At 32.8% G+C, this 14,674-nt stretch carries 23 protein-coding genes and 3 pseudogenes; 21 read left to right on the top strand and 5 right to left on the bottom strand.

Features of this window, described 5'->3' with window-relative positions:
• Positions 1 to 10: 10 nt before the first annotated feature.
• The 8 genes from AZF37_RS09340 (at position 11) to AZF37_RS09305 (ending at position 5,588) form a co-directional block, all read left to right on the top strand.
• Positions 11 to 235 carry an acyl carrier protein gene (locus tag AZF37_RS09340; protein WP_088370700.1) on the top strand — a complete coding sequence of 75 codons (225 nt, stop codon included), beginning with the start codon at positions 11 to 13 and terminating at the stop codon, positions 233 to 235.
• A gap of 46 nt (positions 236 to 281) precedes the next feature.
• Positions 282 to 1,223, top strand: coding sequence for an enoyl-[acyl-carrier-protein] reductase FabK (gene fabK / locus AZF37_RS09335; RefSeq protein WP_088370526.1), 942 nt, complete (start codon positions 282 to 284; stop codon positions 1,221 to 1,223).
• A gap of 9 nt (positions 1,224 to 1,232) precedes the next feature.
• Positions 1,233 to 2,165, top strand: coding sequence for an ACP S-malonyltransferase (gene fabD / locus AZF37_RS09330; RefSeq protein ID WP_088370525.1), 933 nt, complete (start codon positions 1,233 to 1,235; stop codon positions 2,163 to 2,165).
• 4 nt (positions 2,166 to 2,169) lie between these two features.
• Positions 2,170 to 2,904, top strand: a complete 735-nt coding sequence (gene fabG, locus AZF37_RS09325) for a 3-oxoacyl-[acyl-carrier-protein] reductase (protein WP_088370524.1) — start codon at positions 2,170 to 2,172, stop codon at positions 2,902 to 2,904.
• Between the two features lie 15 nt (positions 2,905 to 2,919).
• Positions 2,920 to 4,158: a beta-ketoacyl-ACP synthase II gene (gene fabF, locus AZF37_RS09320; RefSeq protein WP_088370523.1), complete on the top strand. Its 1,239-nt coding sequence runs from the start codon at positions 2,920 to 2,922 to the stop codon at positions 4,156 to 4,158.
• Positions 4,158 to 4,586: a 3-hydroxyacyl-ACP dehydratase FabZ gene (gene fabZ / locus AZF37_RS09315; RefSeq protein WP_172793112.1), complete on the top strand. Its 429-nt coding sequence runs from the start codon at positions 4,158 to 4,160 to the stop codon at positions 4,584 to 4,586. The genes fabF and fabZ overlap by 1 nt, the downstream gene beginning before the upstream one ends.
• Before the next feature lie 235 nt (positions 4,587 to 4,821).
• The gene (locus AZF37_RS09310) at positions 4,822 to 5,178 is read left to right on the top strand and encodes a LytTR family DNA-binding domain-containing protein (RefSeq protein WP_088370522.1); all 357 of its coding nucleotides are present in this window, start codon (positions 4,822 to 4,824) and stop codon (positions 5,176 to 5,178) included.
• Positions 5,175 to 5,588 carry a hypothetical protein gene (locus AZF37_RS09305; RefSeq protein ID WP_088370521.1) on the top strand — a complete coding sequence of 138 codons (414 nt, stop codon included), beginning with the start codon at positions 5,175 to 5,177 and terminating at the stop codon, positions 5,586 to 5,588. Before AZF37_RS09310 ends, AZF37_RS09305 begins: the two co-directional genes overlap by 4 nt.
• Positions 5,589 to 5,905: 317 nt before the next feature.
• Here the strand turns inward: AZF37_RS09305 and AZF37_RS12580 are convergent, their stop codons facing one another.
• Genes AZF37_RS12580 through AZF37_RS12570 form a run of 3 tightly spaced genes read right to left on the bottom strand, consistent with a single transcriptional unit; the run spans position 5,906 to position 6,689 of the window.
• A complete protein-coding gene (locus AZF37_RS12580) occupies positions 5,906 to 6,037 on the bottom strand; it encodes a hypothetical protein (RefSeq protein ID WP_281178873.1) in 132 nt (43 codons plus the stop codon).
• A gap of 53 nt (positions 6,038 to 6,090) precedes the next feature.
• Positions 6,091 to 6,384, bottom strand: a complete 294-nt coding sequence (locus tag AZF37_RS12575; protein WP_088370520.1) for an oxidoreductase — start codon at positions 6,382 to 6,384, stop codon at positions 6,091 to 6,093.
• A gap of 35 nt (positions 6,385 to 6,419) precedes the next feature.
• The gene (locus AZF37_RS12570) at positions 6,420 to 6,689 is read right to left on the bottom strand and encodes an oxidoreductase (protein ID WP_162474052.1); all 270 of its coding nucleotides are present in this window, start codon (positions 6,687 to 6,689) and stop codon (positions 6,420 to 6,422) included.
• A 270-nt stretch (positions 6,690 to 6,959) separates the two neighbouring features.
• On the opposite strand from AZF37_RS12570, the gene AZF37_RS09290 reads away from it, so the two are divergent.
• From AZF37_RS09290 to AZF37_RS13535, 8 genes and pseudogenes are all read left to right on the top strand, one after another.
• A complete protein-coding gene (locus AZF37_RS09290; RefSeq protein ID WP_088370518.1) occupies positions 6,960 to 7,181 on the top strand; it encodes a DUF1801 domain-containing protein in 222 nt (73 codons plus the stop codon).
• 23 nt (positions 7,182 to 7,204) lie between these two features.
• Positions 7,205 to 7,435: a hypothetical protein gene (locus AZF37_RS12940; protein ID WP_342668660.1), complete on the top strand. Its 231-nt coding sequence runs from the start codon at positions 7,205 to 7,207 to the stop codon at positions 7,433 to 7,435.
• 306 nt (positions 7,436 to 7,741) lie between these two features.
• Entirely contained in the window at positions 7,742 to 7,858 is a 117-nt protein-coding gene (locus AZF37_RS13545) for an NAD(P)H-dependent oxidoreductase (protein ID WP_088370698.1), read from the top strand.
• Between the two features lie 378 nt (positions 7,859 to 8,236).
• Positions 8,237 to 8,488, top strand: a complete 252-nt coding sequence (locus AZF37_RS09275) for a hypothetical protein (protein WP_088370517.1) — start codon at positions 8,237 to 8,239, stop codon at positions 8,486 to 8,488.
• Entirely contained in the window at positions 8,479 to 9,282 is an 804-nt protein-coding gene (locus tag AZF37_RS09270; protein WP_088370516.1) for a hypothetical protein, read from the top strand. Before AZF37_RS09275 ends, AZF37_RS09270 begins: the two co-directional genes overlap by 10 nt.
• Entirely contained in the window at positions 9,267 to 9,773 is a 507-nt protein-coding gene (locus AZF37_RS09265; RefSeq protein ID WP_088370515.1) for a hypothetical protein, read from the top strand. The genes AZF37_RS09270 and AZF37_RS09265 overlap by 16 nt, the downstream gene beginning before the upstream one ends.
• Positions 9,758 to 9,883, top strand: coding sequence for a MucBP domain-containing protein (locus tag AZF37_RS13540; RefSeq protein WP_425425472.1), 126 nt, complete (start codon positions 9,758 to 9,760; stop codon positions 9,881 to 9,883). The genes AZF37_RS09265 and AZF37_RS13540 overlap by 16 nt, the downstream gene beginning before the upstream one ends.
• A pseudogene (locus tag AZF37_RS13535) lies at positions 9,871 to 10,101 on the top strand (MucBP domain-containing protein); the annotation flags it as partial. The gene AZF37_RS13540 and the pseudogene AZF37_RS13535, both read left to right, overlap by 13 nt.
• Before the next feature lie 743 nt (positions 10,102 to 10,844).
• Here the strand turns inward: AZF37_RS13535 and AZF37_RS09250 are convergent.
• On the bottom strand, positions 10,845 to 11,075 hold the full coding sequence (locus AZF37_RS09250) for a hypothetical protein (protein ID WP_088370514.1): 231 nt from the start codon (positions 11,073 to 11,075) through the stop codon (positions 10,845 to 10,847).
• 795 nt (positions 11,076 to 11,870) lie between these two features.
• Here AZF37_RS09250 and AZF37_RS09245 point away from each other — a divergent pair.
• From AZF37_RS09245 to AZF37_RS12560, 4 genes and pseudogenes are all read left to right on the top strand, one after another.
• Positions 11,871 to 12,299 (top strand): hypothetical protein, encoded by a 429-nt coding sequence (locus tag AZF37_RS09245; RefSeq protein ID WP_088370513.1) that lies wholly within the window; start codon positions 11,871 to 11,873, stop codon positions 12,297 to 12,299.
• Between the two features lies 1 nt (position 12,300).
• Positions 12,301 to 12,612 carry a hypothetical protein gene (locus AZF37_RS09240; RefSeq protein ID WP_088370512.1) on the top strand — a complete coding sequence of 104 codons (312 nt, stop codon included), beginning with the start codon at positions 12,301 to 12,303 and terminating at the stop codon, positions 12,610 to 12,612.
• Positions 12,593 to 12,715 carry a hypothetical protein gene (locus AZF37_RS12565; protein ID WP_281178871.1) on the top strand — a complete coding sequence of 41 codons (123 nt, stop codon included), beginning with the start codon at positions 12,593 to 12,595 and terminating at the stop codon, positions 12,713 to 12,715. Before AZF37_RS09240 ends, AZF37_RS12565 begins: the two co-directional genes overlap by 20 nt.
• A 15-nt stretch (positions 12,716 to 12,730) precedes the next feature.
• A pseudogene (locus AZF37_RS12560) lies at positions 12,731 to 12,946 on the top strand (InlB B-repeat-containing protein); the annotation flags it as partial.
• Here AZF37_RS12560 and AZF37_RS09230 read toward each other — a convergent pair.
• Positions 12,936 to 13,992: pseudogene (locus AZF37_RS09230) on the bottom strand (DDE-type integrase/transposase/recombinase). The pseudogenes AZF37_RS12560 and AZF37_RS09230 overlap by 11 nt on opposite strands.
• Positions 13,993 to 14,029: 37 nt before the next feature.
• Between AZF37_RS09230 and AZF37_RS09225 the strand changes: the two are divergent.
• Entirely contained in the window at positions 14,030 to 14,662 is a 633-nt protein-coding gene (locus AZF37_RS09225; protein ID WP_088370510.1) for a helix-turn-helix domain-containing protein, read from the top strand.
• Positions 14,663 to 14,674: the final 12 nt, after the last annotated feature.

Genomic DNA, 14,674 nt, shown 5'->3' with positions numbered 1-14,674 from the left:
GAGAAGACTCATGGAAAAAAGAATTAAAGAAATTCTTGCAGAAGAACTTAGTGCAGACATTGATGAAATTACATTAGAGACTAATTTAAAAGAAGATTTAAATGCAGATTCCATTGACATGATGCAAGTTATTGATGTTTTAGAACAAGAGTTTGACACAGAAGTTGATACTTCTGAACTAGCAGCGATTGTTACAGTTGGCGATATTGTTAACTACATCGAAAGTAAAAAATAAGAAAGACGACCTTTAATAGGTCGTTTTTCCAATTAGGGAGGTTCAAATGTTCAATAAGAAATTAACGAAGATTTTAAATATAGAGTATCCAATTATTCAAGGAGGAATGACTTGGATTGCTGAGTCAAATTTAGCAGCAGCTGTCTCTAATGCCGGCGGTTTAGGTATTATTGCAGCTGGTGGCGCTCCAGGAGATTGGTTAAGAGAACAAATACAGAAAACTAGAACGTTAACAAATAAACCATTTGGCGTAAATATAATGCTTTTAAGCCCTTTTGCTGAAGAGGTTGCTCAAGTTGTAGTTGAGGAAAAGGTTCCTGTTGTTATTACAGGAGCTGGAAGCCCAGAAAAATATATGGCAATGTGGAAGGCTCGTAACATTACAGTTATTCCTGTTGTACCAAGCGTTCTATTAGGATCTCGCATGGAAAAATTAGGCGCAGATGCGGTTGTTGCAGAGGGTATGGAAGCTGGAGGGCATATTGGGGAATTGACAACTATGGCCTTAATGCCACAAGTTGTAGATGCTTTAAATATTCCCGTTATTGCCGCTGGTGGAATCGGCGATGGCAGAGGCGTTGCAGCCGTGGCTATGTTAGGGGCTGCTGGTGTACAAGTAGGGACTCGCTTTTTGGCTGCTGATGAGTGTATTGTTAGTGATGCTTACAAAGAAAAAGTAATCAAAGCTAGGGATACTGATACGATGATTACAGGTCGTTCAACAGGACATCCTGTTCGTGGATTAAAAAATAAATTTGCGAGAAACTTTGTTAAATTAGAAAAAGATGAAACAATGACACTTGAGGATATTGAAAAACTAGGTGCTGGCTCTTTAAGAGCAGCAGTTGAAGGTGATGTTGTTAATGGTGCTTTAATGGCTGGACAAGTAGCAGGTATGGTTCGTAAAACTGAGCCAGCAAAAGATATTGTAGAATCTCTTTATAATGAAGCCAAAGAAATTATTAAGAAAATAAGTGAAACCCTTTAGGAGGTAAAGATGAAAGTAGCCTTGATTTTTCCTGGACAAGGGGTCCAAAAAGTCGGTATGGGTGAAGAATTTATTCATCAATTTCCCTCTGCTCAGAAGGTATTTGATGAAGCCAGTACTATTTTAAATAAAGATATGACAGATTTAGTTCTCAATGGACCAAAAGATGTTTTAAATATTACCAGCAATACACAACCAGCTATTGTAACAACAACAATGGCGATGTTAGCAGTTTTTAGAGAGCGGTTTTCTATGTGTCATGGTACAGTTGGACTAAGCTTAGGAGAGTATTCAAGCTTAATTGCCAGTGGTGCTTTATCCTTAGAAGAGGCTTTACCTTTAGTTGAAAGAAGAGGAGAATTAATGCTCAATGCCGTACCGGAAGGAAAAGGTGGTATGGCTGCTGTTATTGGTTATAATCGCAGTAAACTAGTAAATGTTTGTAAAGTGGTTAGAGATAGTGGCAGTTATGTAGCCCCAGCAAATTTTAATTCTCTTCAACAAATTGTAATATCAGGTGAAAAAGAAGGTGTTTTAAAGGCTGGTCAAATACTTGCTGAAGATGGGGCACGGGTTATTCCCTTAAATGTTGCAGCTCCTTTTCACACACCACTATTAGAAAAAGCCAGTATTGGTTTAGGAAAACTGCTTCAGAAGGTGGATATAAAAGAACCTACTATTCCTTTATATTTTAATGCAATTGGAGGAAGAGAATCTGATCCAGAGTCTATTAAAACCTTATTAACTAAACAGGTTATGTCGCCTGTTCTTTGGGTTGATACTATGGAAGCTATGCTCAAAGATGGTTATGATACATTTATTGAAATTGGTCCTGGTAAAACATTGGCTGGTTTTCTAAAAAAGATGCCTTATGAGTATACAGTCCATAATGTGAATAATATTAAGACATTAGAAAAAACATTAGAGAAAATAAGAGGGTAATGCTGTGGGTAAAATTGCTTTAGTTACAGGTGCTTCTAGAGGAATCGGATATGCTATTGCTACTAAATTTGCTGAAATGGGCTATGACCTAGCTCTGAATTATAGAAGCAATGATAGTGAAGCTAACAAGGTAAAAGAAACATTGGAAAAGCTAGGCGTAAAAGTATTGCTTCTTAAAGGCGATGTTCGAGATAAGGAACGTGTTGAAGCTATTATTAAAGAAACAATTGATACTTTTGGAACTATTGATGTATTGGTTAACAATGCTGGCATTACTAAAGATAACTTAATGATGCGCATGAAAGATGATGAGTGGGATGATGTCATTGACATTAATCTAAAAGGCACTTTCTATTTTACTAAATTTGCTAGCAAAGTGATGATGAAGAAAAGAACAGGTAAAATAATTAATATGGTTTCTGTAGTGGGTATGACAGGCAATATTGGCCAAGTTAATTATGCTGCTTCAAAAGCTGGCGTTATTGGTTTAACAAAGGCCTCTGCCAGAGAGTTAGCGACTAGAAACATATGTGTTAATGCAGTTGCACCTGGCTTTATCGAAACAGAAATGACAGATATTTTAAACGAAGATATTAAAGAGGCGGCTAAAGATAGAATTCCTTTAGGCCGTTTTGGAAGACCCGATGAAGTGGCTGAAATTGTTTGCTTTTTAGGCAGTGATAAAGCAAACTATATTACGGGACAGGTAATTCCAGTTGATGGCGGTATGGTTATATAAGGAGGGAATAGGTTTATGAAAAGAGTAGTCGTAACAGGAATGGGGGCTATTACCCCAATCGGCAACAATGTTGAGACTTTTTGGGAAAATGTTGAAAAAGGGGCAAATGGTATTGGACCTATTAATCATTTTGATACAGAGGAGTTTAAAAGTAAAATTGCTGCTGAAGTTAAAGATTTTAATCCAGCAGACTATATTGATAAAAAAGAAGCTAAAAGAATGTCTGAATTTAGTCAATTTGCTGTTGCTGCAGCATTAGAAGCGTGGAATAATTCTGGACTCAATGATTCAAATGTGGATCCGGAAAGAGTAGGAACTTATATTAGTTCAGGTGTAGGTGGTCTTTCAGATTGTGAAAGAGATGTGGCCAATTTAGTGGAAAAGGGACCAAGGAGAGTATCGCCGCTTTTTATTCCTATGATGATTGGCAATATGGCTAGTGGAAATACGGCTATTGCTTTAAATGCTAAAGGACCTTGTATGGATATTGTTTCTGCATGTGCTTCAAGCAACAACTCAATTGGTGAAGCCTTTTATGCTATTAAGGCAGGACGTGCAGATGTAATTTTAGCTGGAGGTGCTGAATCGGCTGTAGGTCGTTTATCTATTGCTGGTTTTAGCAATCTAAGAGCTTTATCAACAAGTAATAATCCTAATAGAGCTTCTATTCCTTTTGATAAGGAAAGGTGTGGTTTTGTTATGGGGGAAGGTGCAGGCGTACTAGTACTTGAAGATTTAGAACACGCTCTAAAAAGAGGGGCAACTATTTATGGAGAGGTTGTAGGTTATGCTACAACTTGTGACGCTTTTCATATTACTGCGCCATCAGATACAGGTGAACAAGGTGCTAGAGCTATGAAAGAAGCTATTCAAGTAGCTGGTATTGAACCAAAAGACATTAGCTATATTAATGCTCATGGAACCAGTACACCACTTAATGATAAATCAGAGACTTTGTCCATTAAGAATGTATTTGGTGACTATGCCTTTAAGGTGCCAGTAAGTGCTTCGAAATCTATGTTTGGCCATCTTTTAGGAGCAGCTGGCGCAGTAGAAGCTATTGTGTGTATTAAAAGCTTAGAGGATGGCTTTATTCCTCCAACTATTAATTATGAAGTGCCTGATGAGGAATGTGATTTAGATGTTGTTCCGAATAAAGGGCGAAAGGCTGATTTAAAATATGCGCTATCAAATTCTTTAGGATTTGGTGGACATAATGCCTGTCTCGTATTTAAAAAATGGGAGGGGCAATAATGATTTTAGACTCTAATGAAATTGAAAAAATAATTCCTCATCGTTATCCATTTTTATTAGTTGATAAGATTATTGAAATAGATGATGCTGAAAATAGAATTGTAGGTATTAAAAATGTAACAGCAAATGAACCTTTTTTTCAAGGTCATTTTCCTGGATTACATATTATGCCAGGGGTTCTAATTATTGAAGCATTGGCTCAAACAGGTGCTGTTGCCATGCTTTCAAAAGAAGAATTTAGAGGTAAAGTTGCTATTTTAGCTGGCCTTGAAAAATGCCGTTTTAGACATCAAGTGAAGCCAAGTGATACCCTTCGTTTAGAAGTTACTCTCACTAAAATTAGAGGGCCAATAGGTAAAGGTATTGCGAAAGCTTATGTTGGAGAGACATTAGCGGCCAATATGGAAATGACATTTGCAATAGGTTAAATGATAGAAGTTAAGGGTAAAAGAGCTGTTAGAATTAGCAGCTCTTTTTAGTTTGCAAGAAACAGCATCTTTTTTGCATCAAACTTCTTTTTTGCTATGAAATACCAAAGAGATACGTTATTATGTAATTGTAAGGAGGGGCAAATGAAAATCAAATTTAATAAAGATAACGATCTAGATATGGAAACAGTAGCCATTTATTACTAATCCTGTATTGGAATTAAGATGGCCAGAAATGAAAGAAAATTTATTTAGAACTAGAAAAACAATTGTTGTTATTAATGCTCAAAATAACAAACAAATTCAAGTTTACATTAAAGATATTGTGGCTATTCAACCTGAAGATAGATGCTGTAATGTTATGATGAAAAATGGAGCTATGTATTTAATGAACATGCGTTTAAAATATGTGGAGAATAATTTGAATTTAGAAAATATTATTAGAATTAATAACACAACAATGATTAACATGGAACATGTCTTGGAATTTTCGATACAAGATAACTCAAGGATTGAATTATTCCTAGGTAACAATAGTTCCTATTTTGTAAGCCGATATTATATTAAAAATTTTAGGAGGATTTTATTATGATCAAAAATTTAAGGCATTCATTTTTTCAAACTTTTTCATTAACATTTATCTGGATACTGGGACTGCTTAGTATTTTTACAAAATTAGATTTTAGTTTTAATTTTGTCTGGAATATTGTAGCAATATCCCTTCTTTCCGGTTTAATTTTTGGTACTATGCACAATGCAGTGTGGAACTTTTTTACTTTTAAACCTTTAGTGAATGTGCTGGTAACTTCTATTGTTAGCATTATAGGAGGATTGTCAATAGTTTGGTTATTTTCAGTTGAAATGTTTTATCTTGTAGTTGGCTGGATTGTTCCTATGATGATGCTTTCCATTGTATTACACATTATTGCCTTTTACTTTTATTCTAAAAGTGGTAGCTATAGAAAAATAAAGGAATTAAATAGCTTGATTAAGGGTAATTAAGAAAAAGAACTCAATTTATTAAAAATTGAGTTCTTTTTTAAATTTGAAAAATTAAATCCGCTTAGTTTTATCTTTATTAAACATGACAGTGTTTATATAGTTCATTTCCAGATTATTTGCTTCCGGCATTATAAGGTATAAACCACAATGGGTTTGTAATGGTATGTCTCCCTACAAATACAAAATCACTTTCCTGATTTTCAATAATAGAAGCCATATGAGGAAAGCGTGTTAGTAAACCGACACAACCAGTATCTAAACCTGCTTTTTTAATTTCTGTAGCATATTTTACTTGGCAGCCTTCAGATAGTGTGTAATTAACATCTGCAATAACACCCGCCTGTTGAAACAGAAATAAATGTAATACCTAATTCTTTTAACCATTTACAGAATAATAAGGTATCTTCCGTTTGCCCCCCTGGCTCATCAGAATAATCTACAGCAGACAAGCGAACTGTTAAAGGCGTTGAAACGGCTTCTTGGCAAGCAACAACGACTTCTTTTAATAAGCGAAATCTGTTTTCTGGGCTCCCCTATACTCACCTTCTCTTTTGTTTGTAGCTTTTGAAAGAAATGTACTGATTAAATAGCCATGAGCACCATGGATTTCAATTAAATCAAAGCCTGCTTTTTGTGCTCTAATAGCTCCATTTTTAAAGGCTTCAACAACATCGCCAATTTCTTTGATAGAAAGGGATCTCGGTGTTTTATAGCGGGGCACCCCTTCACGTTCTGTAAAAGCAATAGCACTGGGAGCAACACAGCGATCTTGATGAAATGTTTTTTCTTTCTGCATGATTTATTTGAATACAGCTTGCTGTACCATCTTTCTTAATGCGATTTACTCAACATTTTTAAGCCAGTAATGTATCTATCATCATCTATTTTTAAATCATTTTCATAGATAATACCGTTTTCAGCAACCGCCGTTGCTTCAACAACAATCATACCAAACTGATTTCTACCATACATTCCATAAGTGATTATGTGTTCTTCTGTTACGGAGCCATCTTTAGCATCATTGGTACACATTGGTGGTACCCCTACTCTGTTTTTTAGTGTTACATTGCCAATAGTCATAGGTGAAAAAATATTAGTCATAATAGTCCTCCTTCCGTTCTGTTCTAATAATAGCATGGATAGGGTAATCTTTAAATAGATTATGAAAGAATTGACATTGGATAATTTGTCATTTATAGTAATTGTATACGAATAAAAGAGGTGTAGTCTATTGGAAAACAAGAATTGCAATAAAGAATGTTGAAAAACTATATTGCTACCTTAGAACCCAATATTCAAATTTTAGCTAATGCTTTAAGACAATTAATTTTAGAGGTTTCAGTTGATTTTGAGGAAGTCTATAAATAGCCCATGCCTTGTTATGTAAATAGAGGATTGTTTTGTTATTTACAGGGATTTAAAAACTACATCCACTTAGGGTTTCCAAAAGGTAAAGCACTTCAGGAATTAGATTTTCTTAAAATATTATCTGGTTCAGGAAAATCTGTTAGGCATGTTAAAATTACTGTTTTAGAAGATGTTAATAAAGAAGCATTACAAAATTTAATTAAAAAAGCAATGACGCTACAATAATAATAGAAGTAAAGGGGAAGACAATGTATGAATTGAAAACTAAAGAGTCAGAATTACCTATTAAGGAGCTATTAGAGTCAATTGAAAATCATAAAAAGAGAGAAGATGGCTATAAGCTACTTAAGATTTATGAGGAAACTAAAGGATTTGAGGCTAAAATATGGGGAACTAATATGATTGGTTTTGGTAAATTCCAATATAAATATGCTTCAGGTCAAAAAAGGAGAGTATTTCCGAACTGGATTTGCAGTTAGAAAAACCAATATTACACTTTATTTAATGATGGATGAAAAAGAGAGAGCGTCTTTAGTTAAAAAAACTAGGCAAATGCAAGCTAGGAAAAGGCTGTATTTATATTAACAAGTTGGAGGATGTCAATATAGAAGTTATTAAGGAACTGATTAGAGTTTCAGAAATATATCTTAATAAAACATATCCAAATGTTGAGAGTCTAAAATAAGGATGGTTTTAATTCTGTAATGACAGAATCTGAGCTTGTTGTATTTTCTAAAGAGCTTTTAGTGTCCTTTTAGTTTTTAAGTATCAAAAAATACTAAAAAATAACAGATGAGATTATTTTTATTTTTCCAACTTGGTGGTTTAATATTTCTGCTATATTAAAAGGTTTTTTGATAAAGTTATGCATAAAAACTTTGCTTATAAGGAAGTCAATCTAGACTTACAAATTAACTAACTCATAAAAAGAAAACAGCTGTGATTACAACATCATATTTACCTAAAATCTATATTCATCTATTTGGTGACAATTCAATTAAAGGAGTATTTAAAGATTTAGGAATCAGTAATGATTTCTCTGGGGATACATTATAAATAATTTATCACTGGAAACCTATTTATTTTTATTTAAATCAGCATAAAACAAATGGATGAAAATAAATTTTTTAAGTTTTATTTGTCATAATAATATTGAATGAATTATATCAGTGTTTTAATATTAACAGAAAATTGTGGATTAATAATTTTTTATGTATTGATTTTACACTTAAAATATATCATGACAAGGTAAAAATTTAATAAAGAAGGAAGAGATGTTTATGAAGAAGATTAGTAAACTTACGGATATTGTAATGAGTAGTTTGATTATTTTTATCACTATGTCTGATGGAATTAAAGCAACTGCCATCGACCGATTTACTGTAAAAGACATGGATGTTGTTTTATTAGCATATGGTTTAATTGTGGCAACAGAAGATGGACAAATACTTGTTTCAGGAAAAGAATATAATGGTGAATTTGGAGATGTTGACCAAGGCCAAGGGCGCGAGAAGATTAGTATGTGGAGTTGACAGAAATTGACAATACCTTTCTTGATGCAGGAACAAAGGTTACGGATGTTGTTTCAGGTTATGGATCTACATTATTATTAGGAGACAATGGCAGTGTTTATCAAACTGGAGTGTATTCTGATGTGAGCGGAACAACAACAATTAGCTTTAAAAAAATAGATCCTATTAAATTTGGTAATTCTCCAGTAGTGGAAATATTTAGAAATATTTTCTATTATTCAGTTTTGACAGCTGATGGAAAGTTATATGCAATAAGTGCATATGATATTGATACATTCGTTGAAATTCCATTGCCTGAACCAGGTTTTAATGTCAAGCAAGTTATGGGTGCTTTTAGTTCTGGACGACAGACTTACATTCTTAATACAACAGGCAAAGTATGGGTTGGAGATGTTCATAGCTATATGTATAATCAATCAGGTGGAATGAATTGGGAATCTGTGATTATTCATCCAGATGCTTCAGAGGATACAGTTGTAATTACCCAAATAATTCCTATTTATACGTCCTTCTTTTTGACATCTGATAATAAAGTTCTCTATCCAGGAGATTATTCAGGACTTGATGGTAACCATTTTGACTATCTTAATTATAATGAATTGGATTATACAGATTTAACCAACGTAGAAGCCTTTATGCCATTTTATTCACCAAGTGTTCATAGTAGTTTTCCTACATATAAAAGTACGGATGGAAAAATTATGATGGGCTATGAAATTTTAGAGGATTATGGTGCTAATACTGGTGTAACTCACGGGATGGTTGATATGGCACCTTTTTGTCAAGTGCAGTAGGGGCAACTTCTTTTGCAATTGATCGTTGGGCTAATCCATATTCAGCTGGAAACTTTGTAAAAAATGGTAAATTATTTGCCATTAATGCTGGGACAAGTGGCTATGCAGAAAATGGTTTGATTGCTGATCCTGATAATCCTTTACCGCTATTAACAGTAACGCCACTACTGGATTTTATTTATGTAATTAATCCTGATACACCTATTTTAAATGGTGCTACTAATGTGAATGAGAATCCAACAAGTGCTATACTAGGACCTGTTCAGGAGAGAACCATTCCAGTACAAGCCAATTGGAAAATTATCGATAGCAGCAACCAAATTGTAAAAAGTGGCGTGACAACATTAAATGGCTCTTTAGCTCAAGTTGATATTGCTGGATTAAATTTACCAGTAGGAGAGTATACAATTAGTTTTTATAGAGAGACGACAAATCCGCCTTTGCATAGTAAAAATACAGCAAGTAGTATTTTTTTATTAGTGAAAAAGTAGGTCAAAATATTATTGTTAAGTATGTAGATGAAAGTAATATTGAAATTGCTCCGGCAGATATTTTAACGGGTAATGTGGGGACACGCCATTTACAACCGAAGCAAAGATAATAGCAGGCTATACATTAAAGGAAGTTCCTAATAATGCCAATGGGTTCTTTACAGAGACGCAACAGACAGTTACTTATGTTTATAGTAAAGTAAATGAAAATACTGACAGTACCTTACCTAAAACAGGTGATAATAGTATTCTAGTTGGAGTAGTCCTAGCAACATTAGCTTCATCTATATTAGGTTTAGCTTTACGTGGAAGAAAAAGTAAAAATTAAGAATATATTAAAAAGTGTAAATATTATAAACACCATATTTTAGATAGTAAACTGGAAGAATTAGAAGTAGAGCGGGCTTGTATTAGGTTAAACTTAACAATGGAATGGGTGGGTTGTGTTTTACACCCACTAAAGAAATACCAGAGGACATCTGCTGCCCTAGCTTGGTAAAAGCAATGCCATTAATCTGGAAAATTATCAGGTTGAGGTGTTTCCTGTTATTTAGAAGATTCTGTTTTTTAAGCGTTTCTCGAAATAAATTTCAAGCTAGGAATGAATTTGTTCCCAATCCTTACGATGATCTACACATTTTTTAAAAATGTCTATTGTTGCATAATAAAGCATTTTTAAAAGACTATCAATCAGATGGAAAAACGATTTTGCTTTTAGTTACTTTGCGAAGCTACCGATTATAGCAGTTGCAGTATAAATCAGGCGTCTTACGGCTTTAGGATATTTGGAATCCCATTTATTAGGATTGTTCCAAAGGTGTATAATAACATGATGAAAATTCATACTATTACTATAGGGTATAGAAAATAAACATATTAGAATAAAATAATAGAACTCCACTCTTAATTTACATTGAAGTGGGGTTCATATTATTAATTTTTAACGAATAATGAATACTTTTTAATAACCTGAAGTGGTCCTGCTGCTGAAAATGCATCATATGGGTTTGTGTAATCATTTCTTGCAACAACTTGAGCAACAACATTTATTTCTTTTACAGCAATGTTTCTTCAATCTGTTATACCTATATTACTTTTAATATGTAGATTAGAAAAAACAGGATTTAATGTAGTATCTGAGTTATTATTATTTGAAATTATATCGTTGCACATATATTCATAAACAGCTGTATCTCCATCTGGAGCATGTTGACCTATATATGACCAATTTGAACCTGCTGTGAAATGTCCATCAGATTCCGTATCAAAGCTTCCAATAAAGCTATTAGGAACTTTTGCCAATATTCGTGCATAACAATCACTACTTCCAGTCTGAATTGTAAGGGTTGGATCTTTTGTAATAGTTTTGCCAGGTGCTATAATCCTATTATCTGGATTTTGATTAAAGTTTGGTTCATCTAAAGTAGCACTAACTGACTCACTTACCGAAATACGTTTTGTATAGAATTTGTGTTGTAAAAGAGAACAGCAAGGGTGCAGGCAATAAGACTCATAATTATAAGTAAAGCAATTCCACCAATTATAGACTTTTTCTTTTTTGTTGTCATAATTAATTCCTCCTTATATTTTTATTTTTCGTCAAAAATAGTAATAAAAAAATTATTTATTATGATAGCTTAACTTTTTAGAATTTTATTTATTATACTATATCATATAAAATATGCTTTTTGTAAATTTTGAAAAACAATCATTGTCTTTATAAATGTTGATATACAATCTGAAATTATAAAATTAGCTTTTTAAATTGACGATTTTGTTACAATTTGTAGAGGTTGTAATTTTTATGTACATAAAAATGAGATGGTTTTATAATATTCAAAATAAATATTATTTACTGATAGTATATATCAAGAATTTTCATGTGATTTTGCGTTAAAGTATATTATAATACTATGAATTATGACGCTATGACGAAAGTATAATATAACAATATGCTTAGCTAAAGATGATGAAAATTTATAAAACACTTGAGGTGTTTTTTATTATTTATATGCTGTTATGTGTCTATGTATAGTTTGCTGAAAGTTAAGGAGTAAAAATGAATGTTAAAAAAATTTTTGTGGAATAATATTAATAATGTTTTTAGTTGGTTTTATGATGTTTTGTTGTTCATTGATTGAAAATGGAATACAAGGATCGCAAATTATACCTTATCCAACAGAGCTTCAAAATAAGAGTTTTGATGAATCTGATTATTTTACTATGCATACAATAGAAGATAGCAATTTAATAAATGAAGAACAGGTTCCTGGGTGGTCATTATCAACGCATAAACCTATTAAAATTTGTAGAGAAGGGATTCTTAATCCCAAGCCTCATAGTGGAAAAAATTTTGATAGTTTGGATAGTGATACGTATAGTTCTGGAATGTTAGGTCAAACATTATTAACAGATGAGGGGGCTCTTTATTCATGGTCTTTTTGGCATTATTCAGGAGGGGCGCCTAGTTATGCTGTGATTTCGATGAATAATGAATATGCAGTAGATAATAATAATACTAACTGAGTTGTATTCTGCTTTTTCATGGGCATTTCACTATGGATATTTTAATGCAAAATCTTCTGTAACAAGAATTAATTATTGTAAAAGATATATATCTTTTAGTAACTACCATCTTCATGCACAGGGATATATAGATGATTGTGATATTGTTAAGTTAGCCTCTCCAATTAGAAAAACAATTAGTATTGGTGATCCAATACCAGAGGATACTAATTTAGTAGCATATTTGAGAGACGGTTATACAGCTAAAAAGACACAACCCATTGATTTTTCAATTATTGGAGAAAAAATTAACTATGGATATTATAGACTCTAATAATAAGGTTGGGAGTGTTATTTCATATGTAACAGTAAAGGGTGTTAGCACCATGAAATTTGATAGTAATGGTGGAATAGGAACCATGAATACTATTACATAAGAAGGAGAAAGTCAAAATTTACCAAAAAATGAATTTTTAAGTGATGAAAATACTTTTATAGGTTGGTCAACACAAGAAGATGGAAATATAGAGTATACTGATGAAGCACTATTTACAATGGGAACAAGTGATGTTACTTTGTATGCGGTATGGGAAAAAATTGACATAACATATACATTAGCTTGGAAGAATGTCAATAGAGTAGATAGAAAAAGTGAAATTAAGTTTTAATAGAAGTGAAAAAATAGTCTTCTTTGGAATTAGGAGAAAGAATGTTATTAGCAGAGTGGGGACGTATAGGGGGTTGTAGAAGCCCTCAATGTGTTCAAAGCAGGAAAGCTTAATTTGAGCAAAGGAAGAAAAAGACCTACGAAGAATTTCTTCTTTTTTCATATATTTAAAAAGGACTCAACGACAGCATTGTCCCAAGGATGAGAAAGCTTAGAAAAAGATTGAATGATACCAAAAGAATCAAGGAGCTTTCTAAAGATAAAAGAAGTATATTAGGAACCTCTGTCAGAATGAAAAATAAGAGAAGTAGAAGGTTTTTGAGAATAAAAGGCTTTGATAAAAGTATCCTTAACAAGAGAAGTATCAATTTTAAGAGAGAGCTTCCAAGCAATAATTTTACGAGAAAATAAATCCATATTTAGGTAGTTAGGGCAATCAAAATTGGGAATAGACCTCGGATGAATAAACCGAAGTTTGATAGTAGGCATTTTAGGAAGATTCATGTCAGTCATCAGGCGGCTCGCTCTACCAATACTGATGTTGATGCCATAGTCATAGGAAAGAAGAGCCTTAATCTTAGATGGGCCAATACGTCTCTTAGTAAGATGACAAATCTCCGAGAATAAGCTGACGGAGTTTTTAATTCTCAATAGTTCTAGGAGAAAGTTTTTCCGAAAAGTATTTGTAATAGGAGCTGCGGTTCACTTTAAGGACATGACAAAGAAAAGAGATAGCGTGCTGAAAACGAAGGGTATGAACAGCCATTAATCTTTGTCTGAGTGAGGCGTGAATATGGCAATTGCTTTTTTTAAAATGATATTTTCCTCCTAGAGTCGAGCATTACGCTTTTGAAGATCCTTAATCTGCTTAGCGGTTAGAATAGTATCATCATCAATTCTAACCTGAGAATAAAGTTTAATCCACTTGTGTAAAGCAGACATGGAGACACCATATTCTTTAGAAAGTTGGGATTGAGTTTTACCGTTTTGGTGTAAATTAACAATACTTTTTTTAAATTCTTCATCGTATTTCTTGTAATTATTCATAATTTTATCCTTTCTTATGTGTCTACTTATTTAAAACATGTTTCACTTTTTCCTGTCTACTTTTTTAGTATATGTCCAGTTAAGTGGTTTGTTGGGAGTAAGTAAACAATCAGTTTCTAGATATGTTAACGATCAAAGAGAAATGGACTATGCTACTATTAGGAAAATTGTAGCTATCTTTAATGTAACTAGTGAATATTTACTAGGCATTGATAGAAATGAAGAGAAAATAGCAGAAAGTGTTGAAGAATTATCAACTAGAGAATTTAGAATTCCCTTAGTGAGCCACTTCATAGGCGAAAAACCATTTTTATCAGATGAAAATGTTATAACCTACTTTCGATTTGCCTGCAGTGTTTTTGGCGCAGGTAATTTTTTCTTTTATCGATTGGGAGATGAAGGGAGATTATATTATCATAGTGCTATCAGTCAAATCCTTTTAGATCAATACGTATTAATAAGACGTCGAGAAAAATTTTTTAATGGAGATGTATTGGCCATTGTCTTAGAAGGTAGTGAAAAAATTAATATAAGGCGCATTAAAATTAAAGATACTAAGTTGTATTTTGATTTAAATGGCTTAGGTGAAGAATTATTTTTTACTATTGATGATGTGGGAAAAAGATTCCGTGTTATTGGAAAAGTGATTAGCTTAATTGCAGCAATGTAAATTTAATATTTA

Source organism: endosymbiont 'TC1' of Trimyema compressum (assembly GCF_001584725.1).
In the GTDB taxonomy this organism is placed as follows: domain Bacteria; phylum Bacillota; class TC1; order TC1; family TC1; genus TC1.
The sequence above is the reverse complement of the archived record's forward strand: the minus strand, read 5'-3'. Positions and strand labels throughout refer to the sequence as shown.